This is a genomic window from Massilibacteroides sp. (genome assembly GCF_028705895.1).
Classification (GTDB): Bacteria; Bacteroidota; Bacteroidia; order Bacteroidales; family Tannerellaceae; genus Massilibacteroides.
Genome location: NZ_JAQWCQ010000066.1, coordinates 1 through 16,629, shown reverse-complemented (window position 1 = coordinate 16,629; position 16,629 = coordinate 1). Strand labels below are relative to the sequence as shown.

Genomic DNA, 16,629 nt, shown 5'->3' with positions numbered 1-16,629 from the left:
CACCACGGGAATGCCTATTTCAAAGATGCCGCAGTTGCCTCTGTCGAGGACTATATTGTATTGGGTCCGACTAAAGATGGTTCTTCAATAACTTTATTTGGGACGAACAAAAAAGAAATCAGAATCGGCGATTATGCTCATCACAGAATATATCGTTTCGATGAGTTTGTCAGTTTAAAACTACTTCCCGGAAACTTTTTATCTCCCGCCCTTTCCGCCGTTTGCTTCGAAGCTTATACTCAGTTCGCCAAGAACCTATATAAAATTTAAAGAGTTTTATTTTATCCAAAAAAAAAATTTATGGTATAATTAATCATAAAATAATAAGGAGAAAAAAAATGGAAATTAAAAAGAATCAGTATTACATAGTAAGATGTGACAGATCAGGTGTATTCTTCGGCAAAATTACCGAAAGAAACGGACAAGAAGTAACTATGAGCGACGTACGTAATATTTATTATTGGGACGGAGCTGCAACCATAAGACAACTCGCCGCAGAGGGAACAACAAAACCCAAAGAATGCAAATTTACCATGGCGGTAGACGAGATTTTATTGTTGGATGCAATAGAGATTATTTCCTGCACAGAAACGGCGGTATCCTCTATAAAGGGTGTGAAAGAATGGAAAATGTAATTTTGCGGAATAAAATTGCGGAATTTATTGCAGTTGGCTCTGGCTATGGCTCTGGCAATAGATATGGCTTTGGCTCTGGCGATAGATATGGCTCTGGCTCTGGCGGTGGCGATGGCTCTGGCTCTGGCAATAGCTATGGCTATGGCCGTGGCTCTGGCTCTGGATGGTGCGATGGCTCTGGCTATGGTGGTGGCTCTGGCTTTGGCTCTGGCGATAGATATGGCGATGGCTCTGGCTATGGTGGTGGCTCTGGCTTTGGTATAAAAACCATAAACGGACTTGAAATTTTCAATATAGACGGCATTCAGACAATTCTCACCCAAGTGCATGGAAATATGGCAAAAGGATTTATCCTTAGAAGCGACCTTACTTTTGAAGAAACCTACATTATAAAACAAAATAATTTATTTGCACACGGCGCAACACTGCACGAAGCAAGGGAAGCTTTAGATGAAAAATTATTTGAAGAAATGCCGGAAGAAGAACGCATACAAGAATTTGTAGAAGCGCACCCGGACATAAACGGAATACATTCAAATGATGATTTTTTTACATGGCACAACAAATTAACCGGAAGCTGCGAACAAGGTAGAAAGCTATTTGCTGAGGAGCATAATATTGATTTAATAAACGGCAGCATGTCTGTAAAAAACTTTATTGAATTAACAGAAAACTCCTATGGGGCAGAAGTTATTAAAAAGATTAAGGAGAAACTCTTTGATGAAAATAATGAAAAAATTTAAAATATCGTCGATAAATTATACAAATCCAGATGATGTAACTTTATATCGAATTTGTGCCGTTTCATCTTTCGTTACGGCTTCTGGGGATAGAGTTTCAAAAGGCGAGTTTGGCGGATGGATTGAAAAAGAGTCAAATCTCTCTCAAGAGGGCAATTGCTGGGTATTTGACGACGCTAAAGTATTTGGGGATGCCTTCGTAAGAGGAGATGCTATAGTCAAAGGAAATGCGAAAGTTTTTGGGTCGGCGGAAATAAAAGATAATGCAGTTATCTCTGGAAACGCAGACATCTTTGGTGTAGCACGAATTTATCAGAATGCGCAAGTTTGTGGATTGGCTAAGGTTTTTGGGTCAGTGCTTATAAAAGGTAATGCATTAATTACTGGTCGAGCAAAGGTTCGCGGAGATGGAGTTATTATTGGCGGCAATGCAATTCTTAGTGGTGATACTGAAACATATGGCTCAAAGTTTCAGATATATGAAAGTGTCTTTTTTGAGGATGCTATAGTGAAATCTATTGATGATTTTTTTTCCTTGGGTCCTATAGACGGTCTTTCAATAACTTTATTTAGAACAGCCAATAACGAAATCCGAATCGGCGAATTTGCTACCTGCTCCTACTACGATTTTGAAAAATTTATGTCTTTAGGCAAAATGTCCCCTCTTTTTAAGGAGATTTTCCAAAAAGTATACTCCGTTTTTGTCGAATATGTGCTGCAGGATATTTTTGCCCCTTGTCCTATCTGTAGAGGCAGAGTAAACAACGACCCAGACGCCTCTACTATACATTGCCTCCATTGCGGATGCTCGGCACCTAAAGAATCTTGGCGGAAAATTGCGGTTTTATCCAAAAAAGATTTTATGGTATAATTTATTATAAAGTTGAGAGGAGAAAAAAAAATGAATCAAGAAAAGGTCAACAAAATCTTTGAAAAAGTATATGAAAAAATTTCGCCTAAAGATATCTTTACAGTCTATCTTTTCGGTAGCCAAAACTATCTTCTCGATACTGCCAATTCTGACTTCGATATCTGTGCAGTAGTTTTTCCTACGAAAAGCAATTTACTGCTTGGCGAAAAGCACTATTTAAACAATAAAACAATAATCAAGGAAGAGAAAGTAACAGTATTCGTTAAGGACATACGAGATTATTGCACTGGTCTTTTAAGTGGTGGAAGCATTTTCCTCGAGAGTCTTATAACGCCTTATAGAGAGAATCCATCCAACATTTACATGGAAAAAGCAGTTAAAGATGATATCTTTTATGGCGTCCGTCATCGAATCTTATCGGAGACAATGGGTCAAATCCATGCCGCTGTAAAGACTCTTTCAAAAGTTTCTGATGCAAAATTCAAAAAGACTTATCGCAATATCTGCCGTTTAACAGAGTTTTACAAGGTCTTTTATGAATACCCCACTTTAGATGGGTATTCGCGAGCTATCCGCTTTGGCAATAAGGTCAACGCCGTTTATGAGCCTAATCTTTCAGGGATTGCTGCTCTACATGAAAATGTAAAGAACTCTTCCGAGAATCGCATAGACTGGGAACATGCTCGCCTAAGGGTAGACCTTTTCCTTATAAAAGTATTATCAGAAAGGTTGGAAAAATGAGTAAAATTTTGAAAGCACGCCTTTATTCAAAAGCCGAGAACGGCGAGTATGAAAACAAGCCAGACCTCTTTAAAGAGGATTTAATTCATTGCTTTAAATCCAACGCCGCACCCGAATCATTTATCGAGGGACTTCTTTCTTTTGCAAAAGAAATGATTAAAGACGGCAGACTTGACAGTATTGAAGGCTACTATCCTGTAGTAATAAACTTTGTGCAACGTATTTGCGAAGCACTTGATAACGCAGAGGAGGGTGTATCATAGTAAGCTGCCGAGAATGTCCACATTGTTTATTGTTATTTTCTTTAGAAAAAAAAGAGTGTATCCATCAATGTCAGCTAACAAACAGGAATGTAGGAGCATCGCACTTCGGTAGAAACAGTCCTCGGAACTGCCCTTTACGTATTATAAATTCAATTGAGGAGAGTAAAAATATTATGGATAAAAACTATATCCCCGCTTATGAAGCTGTTATATCTGGAAATCTCAACATAGCTTCAATCGTCATCAAAAATTCAGTTATTGGGCAAAAAAGTGTCCTTAACGGCAAAGTTGAAATAATAGGCTCTAATTTAAAGGAGATTAAAATTGCATCCGAAGCCGCACAAGGACAAATTATTAACTCTTTTGTTAGGAGTCCTATTGAAGTATTAGGCACTACGGCTTTTATAATTAAGGACTTCTATTGGAACACTCCTGACTTTCCCTTACGTTTGGAAAACCCTCAAATCTATGGACCAAGCACTTTTTATTGGGACAAAGAGAGACGCCGATTCTATTATCTCTCTAAAAACGGCATTTTAGTTCAAGACGATATCGGCAGAATCATCCCAATTGAAGTATATTTAAATGACGAAACCGTTGTTCAGAATGAACAACTCATCGAGAGATTGGGCGATCATCGAGTTGTCTTAACAAGAGAACCGAGATATGTTACTGGTGGTAGAGGTAATGCAAGAATCTTTTCGTACGAAAGCGTAGTTTCATCTCGACCAAGCCCCGAAATTACTATGCCTTTAAAAGATTTCGCATATGCGAGTAAGCATTTTACCAACACTATCTCAACAGATTCTATCATGGTCGAAACAAATCAGGGTCAGAAGAGTTTTATCGAAGGAAAACAAGAACGTTTAAATTTTGCTTTCAAAAACTTCTCTATACTTCGTAATAAAAACTTCCGACTTTTCCGTGACAATGTTGCGATCTCCTCTAAGGAAGCCTCTATGGTTTTCGTTGAGCCGCGAAGCAAAGTATCATACGAAGTCTTCGGTAACAGAGTTTTCGCAACAAGAGATGGCTCCAAGCCAATAGATATTTTTCATGAGCTTCTTCAAAAAGATCTGCCGTTTTTCGAGCGGGCGCCGATACCGCTAAGAAAAGCCCGAGTGTCAATAAAGGAAAACGGAAGAATTCACCTTATCGCTTCTATTGAAACGCTTTTAGCACTAAGAGAAGCGAAGAGAAAGGGTTTTTCGTCTTCTACTAATCCGATTTCAGGATTTATGCTAAGAGATTCCAGCACAGGAAAAGCTATTGATCTCGGCATTTCCTTAACAAAAGGTTCTTCTTTCCCAAGCGATTTTTTCCCTACAAGAGAAGTATTTATTGACTATATTTTAGGCATTTTTGATAGACATGCCTATCCCGATTATCACAAAGCAGTTTCAGATTTTATCATAGGTCCTAAAGAACTTCCCAAAGACGCAATTTGGACTTATAACCATTTAATTTTAACTCTCGGCGACCTATCTACAAAATCTATACTCCCGAAACTCATAGCTGTTCTTGAAGAGGAGTTAAAAATGCCTCAAGAAGTGATCATGCAGGTTTATCATTTCTATTTAGAAAGCTTTTACAAAACTATTTCCAGTGCAAGAACAGACCTTAAAACAGAGAACCATGATTTGCTCATAGCTGCCGACAAGATCGTACGTAATTATTTAAAAAAGTGGAGGGTATAAAATGAATCATATAGCTTTTTTTGTAAGCTCAAAACCTAAGAAACGATATATCTATATTGGGTCGGGAATCCCCGGCTCGGGCAAAACAACCTTTTTGAAAAAGCTTGCCGCCGAGCATCGCGAAGGCTCCGCTATTGTTGTATCGAGAGATATCTTTCGCGACCAGTTAAGGACAGAGATGGGAGTAAGCTCCTATTTCCCCGTGGCGGGATTTAAAGAAGATTATCTATGGCAAAGAGCTTTGGAAGACATCTTCGCCGAGAACTATACCCATATCTATATCGACCAAACTTCGATAAACACAAAAGCGATTTCAAGACTTTTGATGTTAATTAGTCATTTATTAAACCCACAGGACGAAATTTTTATCTACCGTTTTTGGACACCTTTTGAGGTCTGTATAAAAAGAAACGAAAATCGACCGCTTCTTAAAAAAGTTCCCGATTCGGCAATGCTGCATTTTTTAAGACTTTTTCATGAGCCTTTGAATATAGAAGCTCTTAACAAAATTCATCCAATATCAGCACTAATACCAGTTTTGGGAGGTTACTATGAATAAAAAAGTATCTCGGCTCGCCCTTATCGTTGTTGTCCTTACCTTAGTCCTAATCGCCGTTTTCTCTATACTAAGTATTAGAGTAGGCGCCAATCCTGTAAATGAATTTGATTCTATTTATGCGGATTATATTTCCATTTATAATGAAGAGTATCGCCCAGTCTATGAAGCTTACAATTCAAGCTTGAAGGCTTTTGCAGAAGAGGTTAAAGCAACCTCTTCTGCGGCAGATCTCGAACGCTATTTAACAGCTATTAAAGAACTTAAAACTAAAGATTCTTTATTTTGGGGCGATCGCAACACTCCCGGCACAAGCCGAACAGATGTCCCTACTAAGAGAACAGAAATGTATACTCACTTTAAAAATAAAGAATACGCCGAAGCCGTGCAATCGGCGAATGAGCTTATTATCTTAATTGAAGAGCGAATCACACATATAAAAGAAATGGAAAACGCCATTAATGCCTTACGCCCTATACCTTTAAGCTTAACAGTAACTAAAATTAACGACTGGTATTCAGAGTTTGATATTACCTTTGAGAATTTTTCAGAAGATACTGTCAACTGGACACTTACGTTGGAGGTTGCTGGTTTTCAAAGTTTGCAAAATGTCTGGGGCGTAGATATACAAGGCAACGTTTCTTTTAGAATTACTGGTAACTTCATTGTTATAAGCTCTGATTCATACTTGTTTAGGAAAAACGAAGTCTTAAAGTTTAAAGGTAATTGTGCAAACGCCGATTCGGCTGTTATTATAAGTGCTACCTTTAAGTCAAAGAAGTAAATAACCGTTATTAAATAAATTGCATTAAAAAATTTTTTATATTATAATTAAGAAAAGAAAAGAGGTGTTGTTTTGAAAAAATTATTAAAACTAATTGTTGCATTACTTGTTATTACCGCCGCTCTGCTCACTTATAGGTTCATTGTTTTACCGATCGCAACTACTCAAGGCATTGCAAGCAGAACTATGAACGCCGAAAACGCCATCTACAACTATGAATGGTTTATAACACAAGAGGCTGATATTAGAAAATGCTTAAAGAATGAACAAATCGCCGAGTCTGCATTAACTTCCTTTATATCCAGTTTACCTACCGATCGCACTCAATGGTCAACTTTCGATAAGAAAGAAGAAGCAAGCCTCAGAAACTCTCTGGTTGCGCTTCAGCAGGTAACTAATCAAGCAATAGAAACCTACAACGCCAAGTCAGAAATGGCGAATAGAAATATCTTTAAGGATAATTTACCTTCTAATATTTCAAGAGCGTTTTATGCATCAGCAGAATTGGCGACACAATAATGAAGAGATTCTTGTTATATCTGGCACGTTGGCAACTATCGACGCCGATTCTGCTATTAGTATTGGCTTTATTAGCATCTTTTCCGCCAATTTTTGCTACTATTATCGCTAATCTTATTGGCGGAATCATATTTTATTTCGTTGACCAATTAATTTTTAAAATGGAGAAAGAGGAAAAAGAATGAAGAAAATCATTTTACTTTTGATAGCAGTTATTGCTGCCGTATCTTTACTGGTAGCTTGTGAAACAGAAACATCAACCTATAAACAACAGGCGGTTAAAAATGAAGAAAATGCACGAACAGTCACGCAGCAATATTCTTTTCCAAAAGTGGATCGCTCTTTAGATTATGAGAACGTAATTCGAAGAGTAGAATACTTAAATCAAGGCAACAACATCGGCTATCTTTATTTATTGACAGATACTGGAGCGGTTATCGAGGAAGTTCAAGTACTTGGCAAAGTTACCTCTCTTAACACTTATATCACTCCCATGGAAGAATCGCAAGTCGCCAGACACAGGATAGCTGGCACATATGATTCAGCAATAATCGTTGTATCAGCGCCAGATATTGACGGCACATATGGCGATAATGTATCTGGAATCTTCTGGTTTACTCCAGATGGCACTTATGGCGAGTGGAACGGCAAATTTAGATTCAGTTCAACAAGACTAACATTTCAAACAGAGCCAATCATGATCGAAAATTTAGCGTCTTAATTGACGCTATATAGCGGGGAGAATCGGTATTCAAGTCGGTCTCATAAGCCGACCTCCGGTGGTTCGAATCCACCCTCCGCTTCCAATTTGGAGGATTAGTTCATTTAGTAGAACGCTGGTTTTGGGAACCAGAGGCGGGGTGAGCAAAGCACCCATCTTCCACCAATATCTTAAAAGAAAGGAGCATAAAAAAATGTATGGAACTGTAAAAGAAGCACGCGATTATCTGTCTACTCAACCTGAAGATGCGCGTGTTTTGGTAACGGTATTGCTCCCCAATGATATCGAGTCATCGCCCTTAAAAGAGCATGAACAAGAATTGCGCCGTTTATGCCAATCCTTAGAGATACCAGACGCATCTATAGTGTAAAGGTCAGCATTTCAGTCTTCCAAACTGAAGGTAGGGTTTCAAAATCCCTTAGATGCTCCAGCGCATATTAGGAAAGGATTGGACAAGATAAGTATAAAAAAACTCGTTGCCGCAATAATGCTTTGTATAATTTTTTCATCTGCCGTTCAAGCAGGAGAAATTGATAGAGAGTATTTAGCAACAAACGAGAGAATTTTGGTTCTCGAAGGACTTATTCAAGAACAGCGAGATATTCAAAATTTAGCTCAACAATTAGCGGCGATTTCGCGTTTCTTTGGACTTCCAGAAGATTCTCCAACTATTATCTTAGCTCAAGAAAAATGGTGGAAAGCTCAAGAGGAAATCGAAAGATTGCAAAACGAAATTAAGCAATTGGAAGCAATTACCTTGCACTATGTTCCTACAGAAAAAGTCGGACTATCAGTATTGGCTTTTTCAAAAATGCTTGAAAATACAACTTTAGCCGATGAGGCACAGATGTTTTTTGATTTGGAACAAAATTATAATGTAAACGGCGTTTTCGCAATCGGCGTAGCCACTATGGAATCTTCATTAGGAAAAAATTGTAACTATTTTAATCCTTATGGAATGTTGAGATCCGAGGGCGGCTTGATCCGATTTGAAACTTGGAACGATGCGACAATGTTCTTCGGCAAATTAATGCTTAAAGATTGGTATTATAACAAAGACATTGCCGCTATCGCAAAGACTTACTGCCCGCCTAATCATGAGTATTGGGCGACTACTGTGACAAAGGCTATGACTAACAGCTATTCTAAAATAAAAAGCTAATACAACAAATCTATAACTAATGAAAATATGCGCTTTCGCCAACCCAGAAATGGGTTGGCAAGAAGAGAAGGAGAAGAATATGGACAAAGAGATAAAAGCTTTAGCGAAAGTTTTTAAGATTATTCCGAGAAGTAAAGGTAGATATTACCCTATCTACGAACAAATTGGTCATGGGTTTCTCCTTTTGGATGAAGACCAAAGCCCTGTTGTTGAATTATCTGAAAAAACTCTCGATATTTTAACAACTCTTTATGACAAATCTATAACTTTTAATACAACTCTTTTCCAAAAGGGCTGGAAAGAGGGTCTTACTGATGAAGAAAAGTTCATAAAACAAATTCTTCACTATTTCGCGCCCTATACTTTCACTCCACAGGCTGAAATTGCCGTTCCCGGCTTCTCTTCGCCGATTGCGGTTATTACCGTGATGCCAATAGAATCTATTATTCGTCGCTTGAACGGATACTTTGAAACCACAACCGCTCCATCAGAACATGTTATGGCGGATTTAAAAGATTTAGTCCCTTTGCTTAGCATAAGAGCCGAAGAAATAGCTTCTTTTGAATTGAAAGTATTTTCTTATGATTATTATGGAGCCTTGCCTACGGATCCGCAAGAGTTCCTAAGATTCCTAATTTATAAGACGACCGGCTCCACTCTAATAATTAAAAATGATCGAACAATAGAAGCGATAAAGTCAGCCGCAGCAAGCTCTTACAACCTTGAAAAAGCTATCTTAAGATATATCAAAGAATATCCTTTAGAGGATTTGGCAACAATCTTTTATCGTTTCAAGCCCCTCTTTCTTGCTTTTAAGAAGTTTCGAGGTGTCGCACCATATATTAATACCGTTCGCCGTTTAGCACCAAAATATAATAAGCCTTTGCCAAGAGTGCGCGTTGAAAACTATGCCCATCTTTCAGAAGCCGAACAAGAGTATCTGCGAGCCAAAATGAAAACAAAAGATATCATTGGTCTTATTAATTATTATTATGCGCGATATGCCAATGAGGGCGCCTTTATGGCTCCGAACGTATATACCGTTCGGAATGGACGGATTTTTCTTGACTTAAAATTAAGAAAACCTTTAAATAATGCTCAATCAGCAGTTCATAAGCTTGAAGAAGAGCTGGTTCGGCGCATTTCCCCTAAAGTTAAAGGAAAAACTTTTTATATTCCTGATTATATCTCTTACGCAATGCCAGTAAGTGGCAAACAAATGTTAGGCAACATACCTTTCCGATCAACTATAACTATCCCCGAAGATACCGGCTTTACGGCAGGCATATCTTGGAAAGATAAAATAGGACAAAGAACAGATTTAGACTTGCATTTAACTGGCGCTGATACCCATTACGGCTGGAATGCACAGAAGAGTGATGGAGATTCCATAATATTTTCTGGAGATGTTGTTGTGGCGCCAGATGGTGCTACTGAAGCTTATTGGTTTTCTTCTTCAAAGAAAGCTAATGAAACTATTTTGGGGAACTATGTTTATTCATCTCATGACCCAATCGAAGAGCTTGAATTTGATTTCTTCTTGACTGCGGAACCAAAAAAGAATAGAGATGTAACTTATTCACCAGAAAAGGCGATTATGCCGTTGATTAAACTCAAGTTTATTAATGGGCAGAGAACCCAGAGTTTGGGAATGTTTATGGGAAATCGGTTTGTATTCTTTGGCGGTTCATTGGAAGATGCGCCGGTTCCTATGAAAGATAAGGAAAATTATATAGATGCCCTTAAGAAAACCTTTAAAAGTACGGTATCTGTTAGAGAGGTTATACAACTTTCTGGCGGCAAGGTAATTGGCACAAAAGAATACACCGCTCTTTACAAAAAAGAGCGAGAATCAGTAATCTCATTTGCTCCAGAGGACCTCTCTCCAAATACTTTATTTGACTTATATACAGATATTGAAAAGTAAGGATTTGTATTAAAAAAATTTTTATGTTATAATTAAGTATAAAGAAAAGGGAGGGAAAAAGAATGTTTGGTGGTACGGCAAAGACTTATGCCAATTGGCGGTTCGATTCAGAACCCTACCAAGAGGGTAAGGTATATTATATAGATGCGGTTAATCCCAAAACAAACACAGTTAAAAAAGTTCGTTGGTATTGCGATGCGGCTCATGCGGCTTTAATGCCTAACAGAAGTTCTGATTGTGTCCATAAACGATTTCTTTTTCCTTCCGATTCTTTAGTTGATGAAAATAACTATATCTTAGTTATTAAAGCAACGGATGTTAGCACTGATGAAGAGTTAAAGTTTCTTCGATTCAAATGGCGATTCGCTTGTAGGCTTGGCGGGATTTGGTATAGTGCGCAAGATACTCAAGTCCCAACGGCTTTGAGAGAAAAAGTCAATAAATTGCATTGGAAAAACTTTACATAAATGGCACAAGAGGTTCCTTATACAGGATTTTTAGATTTATCTAAAATATTACCTCTCCGCCGCACCCGCACAATTAGTTCCTTATTCTTTATTTGCTGATAACAATTTTACTAATCGCGGGCTTTACGCCAACGGCAGATGGGTTTAGCGCAAACTCCTCTGCCGTTGACCTCATTTTAAAGAGAAAGAGAGCGAAACACAATGAAGGAAGAAGAAATCTTAGCAATGACAAAAGAAGTCTTAACAATGACAGAAGAAGAAAAATTATTCTTTTTAATAGGATATCTTGCAGGCGAAAAACTTAAAGATATTCAGGAGAATGATGAGTAGCCTATTCGGGTTTGGCGACCCGAGCTTAGATTTGGTTCTTTTAGAAGAACTTGAAAAAAATATTAAAGAAGAAGAGGAGAATGAAGACGATGCCGATGGCGAGAGATATGTTCGTAAAACAGACCGCAACAGAAAATGAAGCAAGAATAGAGAAACTTTTAGCTAAGTTTCGAGAGAAGTGTGTGAACCGGCTCCAAGAAAACCTTGAACAAAAAAAAGAGCAGCTTCTTAAACAAGATTCTCGTATATCTAAGATCTGTTCTTTAATGAAGGAAATTGAGGAAATATACGTTGAAAACGGATATGGAACTGATTTAGTTGATATCGCAAAGGATACCTTAAATATCCAGTCATTATCTACTGATGAGACAGACGGCTTGATTTATAAGAAAGAAGAGCTTGTCGAAAAGGCGATTAATAAAGTCGGCGAGATTTTTAAAGATACCCTTCTTTTATGTAAAATGGCAGATACTTTTCAGGAAAAAGTAGCTATCCTTAGAGATGCCGGTATAATGCGGGAGGACACTTTGGAATTTAAGCCAGTCAATAGCTTTCTCACCAACAGAATTTCTTCATGGATTTGGCTATAGGAGGAAAAAGGATGAAAAACTTTATTCAGAAAATAGGCGAAAAAGGTCTTGCCACTTTAGCAGAGATTGAAGAAGATAGCATTAACAAATGTTTTTTTGCTGATGAAAGAGTTCGGAGATTAATTTTACTTACAACTGATATTCGCGGAGTTTATCTTGATAGTGGACGAAGTGACGAAGCTGTTGATAATGCAATAAAGATTCTGAATATCCAATCTCTTGCAACTGACGAAACTTCTAAGAAAGTTCGCCAAATCAAGGAAGAGTATGAGAAAAAGGCGACTTATTTTAAAGAGCAGATGAACGCCGTTTTCTTGATGGCGAATATCGCCGAAGACTTTAATCAAAAAATTCAAATCCTTAGAGATGCAAACTTAGTATCTCAAGACTCTCTTGTTGTTCGTCCTGTAAAGGAGATCTTAGAGTCATACTTTGGGACATCGTTATATAAAGGAGAAGAATAATGATACTTATATCGCTGCCGAGAGGAAATGGAAAAACGGTAACTTTGATTAAGTTATCCGCCGAAACACGAACCCCAATATTGTGTTATACCAGAGCGCATAAAAAATACGTGGAAGAGAAAGCAATTGAGTTAGGTTTAGATATTCCAACTCCACTTTTTTACTGCGGTCGACCAATCCTTGGCGTAAAAGAAATTATAGTTGATGAGGTCGAAGCTTTACTTCGGTCTGCTTTAGGAACAAAAATAAGTTTCGCAACGTTCAGCGAAGAGGAGGGGTTTAATGGACTGTAAGACAGGGCGTTTGCCAGATTATCAAGTCTGGAAAATGATGAAATACAGTAGTCCTACTAAGCAGAGCGTTATTGAAGCCGCACTGGAGAACCCGAACTATTGTCTTCAGTTAAAAAAAGATGGTGCCTCTTATTATCTGTCGAAAGACCCTGACGGAACGGCGCATCTCTATAAAGACAGTATCAGTAAAAAAACTCACAAAGTAATTGATAAAATTGAAAATTTTCCTCATTTGAAAAAATATGTCGAAGACCATTTCCTGCCCGGCTCACAAGTTTTAGTTGAGATTTTGCACGGGGAAGATTCTAAAGATGTGAACAGGCTTTGCCTCGCCAATCCCGATAAAGCTATTCGCAGGCAGCAGGAAGAGGGTTGGGCAACGGCTTATATATTTGATATCCTTTATTGGGGAAATCTTGCGTTTTATGTCAAAGACTTTAAGGTTCGACTTGAAACTTATGAACAAATTTTTAAAGCTCTTCAAAACGAAGAACCTTTCAAGTATCTTGTTACCGCCGAAACCGTCTTTGAGAACAAGAAAGAGTCTTTGGAAAAATGGCTTAATTCGGGTGAAGAGGGCGGAGTCTTAAAATTGCTTGAAAGTACAAGTAAAACTTCTGCCGCTTATCAAGTAAGAAGTATTGGCTCGAGAGAAGCGCGACCAGCGAATGTTACAATGAAAGTAAAAAAAGTAGATACCAAAGATGTTGTTATCTGCGGAGTAACATTACCGACGCCTGAATTTACTGGAGATAATCCAGATGATCACCCTTATAAAGACGCAAGCGGTAAAGCGATTAATCGTTTATATGCTTTAAACATGATAAGTGCTTTTGTTGTTGGAGCATATAAAGACAGAGTATTAACCGAAATCGGCACTATCAGCGGAATGGCAGACGAAACAAGACTTATGGCAAAAGAGCATCCCGAAAACTTTATAGGGCAAGTAGCTGAAATTACTATGATGTCCGTCGATAAAGAAAAACAAAGTTTTCGTCATGCTCGTCTATTCAGATTTCGTCCAGATAAACCTGCCGAAGATTGCACTTTTGAAGAAATTTTTGGAGAAAAAGAATGAATAAAGATTTATCAACAATAACAATGTTATTTGCCTTAATCATGACTGCTATCGGCTATATCGAGTTGTTAAGAAAAAGGAGAGAAATGGATAAGCGTTATGTGATCGGCACCTTGACGTGTTCTATTTGGGCATTGAGTATAAATGCCCTTGCAGCAGTAGCGGCAGTTCCGCTTTTTGTTTCTTTGGTTCTTTCCACCGCAGTCGCAGCTCTTATTATTTTAGGGCTATGCTTTGATGGACCTCTGCCAGAAAAGTTTAAAGGTCTTCCTTGGGTAATCAGCGGATATGCTTGTTTATCTATTATCTCGCCTTTTAGTACGGTAATTTTAATTGCTGCAACTATTATCGGTATTTCGATTGTACTTATCTTTGTTACCAGAAATGATGAAGATGAAGATGAAGATGAAGACGAAGATGAAGACGATTGTGAATGACTTATATTTTAAAAACAAATACGGCGAGGAGAGATTCCTCGCCGCTTGTGATAGCGAAGATAAAATATATAAGGAAATTTATCTTTTTTGTGAAAAGAATAGTTATAAGATACCTTATATACGAGGCTGGACTGAAGAAGATCGAGAAGTTATTGATATCGGCAGTCATAAAGAGTTTTTTATTATTAGAAAAGGAGTAAAAGGATGAGTCAAGAAAATGTTTTGATTAAAGTGAAGTATGAGTCAAAATTCGCCAATCCCATTGAACAAGCGCACGAGGGCGAGTGGATTGATTTACGATTGGTTAAGGATTATGAACTGCAAAAAGGCGATTTTAAATATCTCGACCTCGGCGTTCGTATTGAATTACCTGAAGGATATGAGGCTATTGTGGCGCCGCGCAGTTCTACATGCAAGTCTACCGGACTGATTCAAGCAAACAGTATCGGCGTTATTGATAACCAGTACCATGGGACTTGGTATTTTCCTGCTTATGCAACCAGAGATGTTTTTATTAAAGCTGGGTCACGTATTGCTCAATTCAGAGTCCAAAAGATACAGCCAAAAATAGAAATCCAAGAAATCGAGTTTCTTGAAGATACCCGGGGTGGACTTGGTAGCACTGGAGGTATAAATGCGAAATAAGAAAACTGCTCACAGGGTTGTTGCTTTTCTTGAAGAGCAAAAATCAAAATGGGAAAGAGGGCGTTATCCAGATGCTTTTTTAGATGAACTTCTTTTTATAGTTCAAGGCTATTCCTTAGCGATGTTAGGTGAGCCGCTTTTTGAAGAAGATTTCTTTTTGGACGAAAACGGAATATTATTTCTTCAAAAGACAACTGGAGATTTTGAACCTTTAACCGAAGTTGAAAGAAATTTTATTGAGAGAGTTCTTAAAGAACATTTTATGAAAGATGACTGGTTCAGTTCAATAGCTATTCTAAAAATAATGGCTTCTTTGAGGCAGGAACTTGAATTTGAAGTTAAAAAAAGAGGTTTTCTCTTTTTTAAAAGAAAAAGGAAATTTAATAAAACCGATATTAAGAATGCCTTTGTCAGATTTATATTGAAAAATTCTTTAATACCAAGTGAGCGAGTGTCGGCGGGGTATTAACGAAGCTTTTGCCCGTGTTTCGAAAAACTTTCTTATACTTTGGAAAGTGACTAACTTGTGTTGGTCACTTTTTTTATTTATAATCCTATAAAAGGTATTAATTTAAAGCTATTGAAAGGAGCATTAAAATGGTAAAAGTTTCGTACAAAAGAAAAGATTACTATGGACAAATCCCTCGAGGATGCAGTCTGACAATACCGGTAACGATTAAAGACCAAACAGGTACTCCTATCGATTTAACTGGGACTATGGTATCTTTTACTGTTAAAAAGGATAAATTTGACTTCGATAGAGAAGATCAAATGGCATATATAGCAAAAGACTTTTCGCCCCAAGAGCCATTAAATGGCAATTTTTATGTAAAATTAAATAGTCAGGACACTGACTTTGAACCCGGAGATTATTTTTTTGATATCCAAATTGTAAATGTAACTTCGGGAGCAGTTTTCAGAGCTTGCGTTTTACAATTTGAATTAACTGGAGCGCCAACTAACAGGAATGTTAATAATCTTGACGGCGAATGCGGAATTGGCGATCAGATATTAATTTTAGGCACTAATAAAGGTAATGAAATTAATATTATGTCTCCGACTGGGATGCTGTCTGGCGCGGCTTGGAACAAATTAATGGAACTCGAAGAAGCTATTGAAGAGATAGATCTTGAGGCTGTTGAAGAGCTAACATCGAGAGTAACCGCTCTGGAAATTGAAGTAGGTTCAATTGATGATGTTCTGGATAATATTATCGAACTTCAAGATTCTATATTAGGTGAAGCATAATGAGTATTGCAGATAAATTAGGAACTATCTATGAAAATGAGCAAAGATATGCCATATTGAACGACAGTTTAGAAAGACGGTTAAACGGCGAAGAAATAGTAGGGGAAAGTTACTATGATGCTTTTTGGGATACCTTGCAGCTAAATGGCACAAGAAGACAATACGGATCAACCTTTGGGTATGCCTGGAATGATGCGCTTTTTAAGCCCAAATATCCATTTCATGCGCTTACAGACTGCTCGAATATGTTTTATTATGCAGACATTTCAGAAATAAACATCACGCATACAGGCAAGTTTTTGTTTCTTGCATCATCGTCGAGTACGTTTAGCGACGGCTTCTATGGTTCATCTATTCAAAAAATTCTTGTGGACATAGATGCAAGTTTATCGATAAATAATTATGTGTTCAATGAAACATTTAGAGGTTGCTCACGTTTAAAAACCATACAAAAAATCATC

General features: G+C 37.7%; 28 protein-coding genes and 3 tRNA genes. All 31 read left to right on the top strand.

Annotated features, from left to right (window positions below; all coding sequences use genetic code 11):
* The coding region (locus PHT93_RS13595) for a hypothetical protein (RefSeq protein ID WP_300243974.1) at positions 1 to 270 on the top strand (270 nt) is incomplete at its 5' end.
* A 68-nt stretch (positions 271 to 338) separates the two neighbouring features.
* Positions 339 to 635 (top strand): hypothetical protein, encoded by a 297-nt coding sequence (locus PHT93_RS13590; RefSeq protein WP_300243972.1) that lies wholly within the window; start codon positions 339 to 341, stop codon positions 633 to 635.
* Positions 623 to 1,378 (top strand): hypothetical protein, encoded by a 756-nt coding sequence (locus PHT93_RS13585; protein ID WP_300243969.1) that lies wholly within the window; start codon positions 623 to 625, stop codon positions 1,376 to 1,378. The genes PHT93_RS13590 and PHT93_RS13585 overlap by 13 nt, the downstream gene beginning before the upstream one ends.
* Complete coding sequence (locus tag PHT93_RS13580) at positions 1,314 to 2,246, top strand: hypothetical protein (protein ID WP_300243967.1); 933 nt, start codon at positions 1,314 to 1,316, stop codon at positions 2,244 to 2,246. Before PHT93_RS13585 ends, PHT93_RS13580 begins: the two co-directional genes overlap by 65 nt.
* 30 nt (positions 2,247 to 2,276) lie before the next feature.
* Complete coding sequence (locus tag PHT93_RS13575; RefSeq protein WP_300243965.1) at positions 2,277 to 2,987, top strand: hypothetical protein; 711 nt, start codon at positions 2,277 to 2,279, stop codon at positions 2,985 to 2,987.
* A complete protein-coding gene (locus tag PHT93_RS13570) occupies positions 2,984 to 3,250 on the top strand; it encodes a hypothetical protein (RefSeq protein ID WP_300243963.1) in 267 nt (88 codons plus the stop codon). Before PHT93_RS13575 ends, PHT93_RS13570 begins: the two co-directional genes overlap by 4 nt.
* Before the next feature lie 173 nt (positions 3,251 to 3,423).
* Complete coding sequence (locus PHT93_RS13565; RefSeq protein ID WP_300243961.1) at positions 3,424 to 4,947, top strand: hypothetical protein; 1,524 nt, start codon at positions 3,424 to 3,426, stop codon at positions 4,945 to 4,947.
* Position 4,948: 1 nt separating this feature from the next.
* Positions 4,949 to 5,506: an AAA family ATPase gene (locus PHT93_RS13560; RefSeq protein ID WP_300243959.1), complete on the top strand. Its 558-nt coding sequence runs from the start codon at positions 4,949 to 4,951 to the stop codon at positions 5,504 to 5,506.
* The gene (locus PHT93_RS13555) at positions 5,499 to 6,287 is read left to right on the top strand and encodes a hypothetical protein (protein WP_300243956.1); all 789 of its coding nucleotides are present in this window, start codon (positions 5,499 to 5,501) and stop codon (positions 6,285 to 6,287) included. The genes PHT93_RS13560 and PHT93_RS13555 overlap by 8 nt, the downstream gene beginning before the upstream one ends.
* Positions 6,288 to 6,359: 72 nt before the next feature.
* Positions 6,360 to 6,806, top strand: coding sequence for a hypothetical protein (locus tag PHT93_RS13550; RefSeq protein ID WP_300243955.1), 447 nt, complete (start codon positions 6,360 to 6,362; stop codon positions 6,804 to 6,806).
* The gene (locus PHT93_RS13545; protein ID WP_300243953.1) at positions 6,806 to 6,991 is read left to right on the top strand and encodes a hypothetical protein; all 186 of its coding nucleotides are present in this window, start codon (positions 6,806 to 6,808) and stop codon (positions 6,989 to 6,991) included. Before PHT93_RS13550 ends, PHT93_RS13545 begins: the two co-directional genes overlap by 1 nt.
* Positions 6,988 to 7,527 (top strand): hypothetical protein, encoded by a 540-nt coding sequence (locus tag PHT93_RS13540; protein WP_300243951.1) that lies wholly within the window; start codon positions 6,988 to 6,990, stop codon positions 7,525 to 7,527. Before PHT93_RS13545 ends, PHT93_RS13540 begins: the two co-directional genes overlap by 4 nt.
* 12 nt (positions 7,528 to 7,539) lie before the next feature.
* A tRNA-OTHER gene (locus PHT93_RS13535) sits at positions 7,540 to 7,612 on the top strand.
* 4 nt (positions 7,613 to 7,616) lie between these two features.
* A tRNA-Pro gene (locus PHT93_RS13530) sits at positions 7,617 to 7,692 on the top strand.
* Entirely contained in the window at positions 7,667 to 7,897 is a 231-nt protein-coding gene (locus PHT93_RS13525) for a hypothetical protein (protein ID WP_300243949.1), read from the top strand. The genes PHT93_RS13530 and PHT93_RS13525 overlap by 26 nt, the downstream gene beginning before the upstream one ends.
* A tRNA-Gly gene (locus PHT93_RS13520) sits at positions 7,883 to 7,957 on the top strand. Before PHT93_RS13525 ends, PHT93_RS13520 begins: the two co-directional genes overlap by 15 nt.
* An 18-nt stretch (positions 7,958 to 7,975) precedes the next feature.
* Positions 7,976 to 8,689, top strand: a complete 714-nt coding sequence (locus PHT93_RS13515; protein WP_300243947.1) for a hypothetical protein — start codon at positions 7,976 to 7,978, stop codon at positions 8,687 to 8,689.
* A gap of 19 nt (positions 8,690 to 8,708) precedes the next feature.
* A complete protein-coding gene (locus PHT93_RS13510) occupies positions 8,709 to 10,616 on the top strand; it encodes a hypothetical protein (RefSeq protein ID WP_300243945.1) in 1,908 nt (635 codons plus the stop codon).
* 62 nt (positions 10,617 to 10,678) lie between these two features.
* Positions 10,679 to 11,083 (top strand): hypothetical protein, encoded by a 405-nt coding sequence (locus PHT93_RS13505; protein WP_300243943.1) that lies wholly within the window; start codon positions 10,679 to 10,681, stop codon positions 11,081 to 11,083.
* A gap of 201 nt (positions 11,084 to 11,284) precedes the next feature.
* The gene (locus PHT93_RS13500; protein WP_300243941.1) at positions 11,285 to 11,413 is read left to right on the top strand and encodes a hypothetical protein; all 129 of its coding nucleotides are present in this window, start codon (positions 11,285 to 11,287) and stop codon (positions 11,411 to 11,413) included.
* On the top strand, positions 11,403 to 11,552 hold the full coding sequence (locus tag PHT93_RS13495) for a hypothetical protein (RefSeq protein ID WP_300243939.1): 150 nt from the start codon (positions 11,403 to 11,405) through the stop codon (positions 11,550 to 11,552). The genes PHT93_RS13500 and PHT93_RS13495 overlap by 11 nt, the downstream gene beginning before the upstream one ends.
* The gene (locus PHT93_RS13490) at positions 11,494 to 12,003 is read left to right on the top strand and encodes a hypothetical protein (RefSeq protein WP_300243938.1); all 510 of its coding nucleotides are present in this window, start codon (positions 11,494 to 11,496) and stop codon (positions 12,001 to 12,003) included. Before PHT93_RS13495 ends, PHT93_RS13490 begins: the two co-directional genes overlap by 59 nt.
* A complete protein-coding gene (locus PHT93_RS13485; RefSeq protein ID WP_300243936.1) occupies positions 11,988 to 12,467 on the top strand; it encodes a hypothetical protein in 480 nt (159 codons plus the stop codon). Before PHT93_RS13490 ends, PHT93_RS13485 begins: the two co-directional genes overlap by 16 nt.
* On the top strand, positions 12,467 to 12,760 hold the full coding sequence (locus PHT93_RS13480) for a hypothetical protein (RefSeq protein WP_300243933.1): 294 nt from the start codon (positions 12,467 to 12,469) through the stop codon (positions 12,758 to 12,760). The genes PHT93_RS13485 and PHT93_RS13480 overlap by 1 nt, the downstream gene beginning before the upstream one ends.
* Positions 12,750 to 13,838, top strand: coding sequence for a hypothetical protein (locus PHT93_RS13475; RefSeq protein WP_300243931.1), 1,089 nt, complete (start codon positions 12,750 to 12,752; stop codon positions 13,836 to 13,838). Before PHT93_RS13480 ends, PHT93_RS13475 begins: the two co-directional genes overlap by 11 nt.
* Entirely contained in the window at positions 13,835 to 14,275 is a 441-nt protein-coding gene (locus tag PHT93_RS13470; RefSeq protein WP_300243929.1) for a hypothetical protein, read from the top strand. Before PHT93_RS13475 ends, PHT93_RS13470 begins: the two co-directional genes overlap by 4 nt.
* Positions 14,256 to 14,483: a hypothetical protein gene (locus tag PHT93_RS13465; RefSeq protein WP_300243927.1), complete on the top strand. Its 228-nt coding sequence runs from the start codon at positions 14,256 to 14,258 to the stop codon at positions 14,481 to 14,483. Before PHT93_RS13470 ends, PHT93_RS13465 begins: the two co-directional genes overlap by 20 nt.
* On the top strand, positions 14,480 to 14,920 hold the full coding sequence (locus PHT93_RS13460; RefSeq protein WP_300243924.1) for a deoxyuridine 5'-triphosphate nucleotidohydrolase: 441 nt from the start codon (positions 14,480 to 14,482) through the stop codon (positions 14,918 to 14,920). The genes PHT93_RS13465 and PHT93_RS13460 overlap by 4 nt, the downstream gene beginning before the upstream one ends.
* The gene (locus tag PHT93_RS13455) at positions 14,910 to 15,389 is read left to right on the top strand and encodes a hypothetical protein (RefSeq protein ID WP_300243922.1); all 480 of its coding nucleotides are present in this window, start codon (positions 14,910 to 14,912) and stop codon (positions 15,387 to 15,389) included. The genes PHT93_RS13460 and PHT93_RS13455 overlap by 11 nt, the downstream gene beginning before the upstream one ends.
* 128 nt (positions 15,390 to 15,517) lie before the next feature.
* Entirely contained in the window at positions 15,518 to 16,168 is a 651-nt protein-coding gene (locus PHT93_RS13450) for a hypothetical protein (RefSeq protein ID WP_300243920.1), read from the top strand.
* Positions 16,168 to 16,629 (top strand): hypothetical protein (locus PHT93_RS13445; RefSeq protein ID WP_300243918.1); only part of this gene is annotated, 462 nt, incomplete at its 3' end. The genes PHT93_RS13450 and PHT93_RS13445, both read left to right, overlap by 1 nt.

What these genes read in the sequence shown, in the direction of transcription:
- PHT93_RS13590 (WP_300243972.1), top strand. Translation starts at nt 339, where the DNA reads ATGGAAATTAAAAAGAATCAGTATTACATAGTAAGATGTGACAGATCA.
- PHT93_RS13585 (WP_300243969.1), top strand. Translation starts at nt 623, where the DNA reads ATGGAAAATGTAATTTTGCGGAATAAAATTGCGGAATTTATTGCAGTT.
- PHT93_RS13580 (WP_300243967.1), top strand. Translation starts at nt 1,314, where the DNA reads ATGGGGCAGAAGTTATTAAAAAGATTAAGGAGAAACTCTTTGATGAAA.
- PHT93_RS13575 (WP_300243965.1), top strand. Translation starts at nt 2,277, where the DNA reads ATGAATCAAGAAAAGGTCAACAAAATCTTTGAAAAAGTATATGAAAAA.
- PHT93_RS13570 (WP_300243963.1), top strand. Translation starts at nt 2,984, where the DNA reads ATGAGTAAAATTTTGAAAGCACGCCTTTATTCAAAAGCCGAGAACGGC.
- PHT93_RS13565 (WP_300243961.1), top strand. Translation starts at nt 3,424, where the DNA reads ATGGATAAAAACTATATCCCCGCTTATGAAGCTGTTATATCTGGAAAT.
- PHT93_RS13560 (WP_300243959.1), top strand. Translation starts at nt 4,949, where the DNA reads ATGAATCATATAGCTTTTTTTGTAAGCTCAAAACCTAAGAAACGATAT.
- PHT93_RS13555 (WP_300243956.1), top strand. Translation starts at nt 5,499, where the DNA reads ATGAATAAAAAAGTATCTCGGCTCGCCCTTATCGTTGTTGTCCTTACC.
- PHT93_RS13545 (WP_300243953.1), top strand. Translation starts at nt 6,806, where the DNA reads ATGAAGAGATTCTTGTTATATCTGGCACGTTGGCAACTATCGACGCCG.
- PHT93_RS13540 (WP_300243951.1), top strand. Translation starts at nt 6,988, where the DNA reads ATGAAGAAAATCATTTTACTTTTGATAGCAGTTATTGCTGCCGTATCT.
- PHT93_RS13510 (WP_300243945.1), top strand. Translation starts at nt 8,709, where the DNA reads ATGAAAATATGCGCTTTCGCCAACCCAGAAATGGGTTGGCAAGAAGAG.
- PHT93_RS13505 (WP_300243943.1), top strand. Translation starts at nt 10,679, where the DNA reads ATGTTTGGTGGTACGGCAAAGACTTATGCCAATTGGCGGTTCGATTCA.
- PHT93_RS13500 (WP_300243941.1), top strand. Translation starts at nt 11,285, where the DNA reads ATGAAGGAAGAAGAAATCTTAGCAATGACAAAAGAAGTCTTAACAATG.
- PHT93_RS13495 (WP_300243939.1), top strand. Translation starts at nt 11,403, where the DNA reads ATGATGAGTAGCCTATTCGGGTTTGGCGACCCGAGCTTAGATTTGGTT.
- PHT93_RS13490 (WP_300243938.1), top strand. Translation starts at nt 11,494, where the DNA reads ATGAAGACGATGCCGATGGCGAGAGATATGTTCGTAAAACAGACCGCA.
- PHT93_RS13485 (WP_300243936.1), top strand. Translation starts at nt 11,988, where the DNA reads ATGGATTTGGCTATAGGAGGAAAAAGGATGAAAAACTTTATTCAGAAA.
- PHT93_RS13480 (WP_300243933.1), top strand. Translation starts at nt 12,467, where the DNA reads ATGATACTTATATCGCTGCCGAGAGGAAATGGAAAAACGGTAACTTTG.
- PHT93_RS13475 (WP_300243931.1), top strand. Translation starts at nt 12,750, where the DNA reads ATGGACTGTAAGACAGGGCGTTTGCCAGATTATCAAGTCTGGAAAATG.
- PHT93_RS13470 (WP_300243929.1), top strand. Translation starts at nt 13,835, where the DNA reads ATGAATAAAGATTTATCAACAATAACAATGTTATTTGCCTTAATCATG.
- PHT93_RS13465 (WP_300243927.1), top strand. Translation starts at nt 14,256, where the DNA reads ATGAAGACGATTGTGAATGACTTATATTTTAAAAACAAATACGGCGAG.
- PHT93_RS13460 (WP_300243924.1), top strand. Translation starts at nt 14,480, where the DNA reads ATGAGTCAAGAAAATGTTTTGATTAAAGTGAAGTATGAGTCAAAATTC.
- PHT93_RS13455 (WP_300243922.1), top strand. Translation starts at nt 14,910, where the DNA reads ATGCGAAATAAGAAAACTGCTCACAGGGTTGTTGCTTTTCTTGAAGAG.
- PHT93_RS13450 (WP_300243920.1), top strand. Translation starts at nt 15,518, where the DNA reads ATGGTAAAAGTTTCGTACAAAAGAAAAGATTACTATGGACAAATCCCT.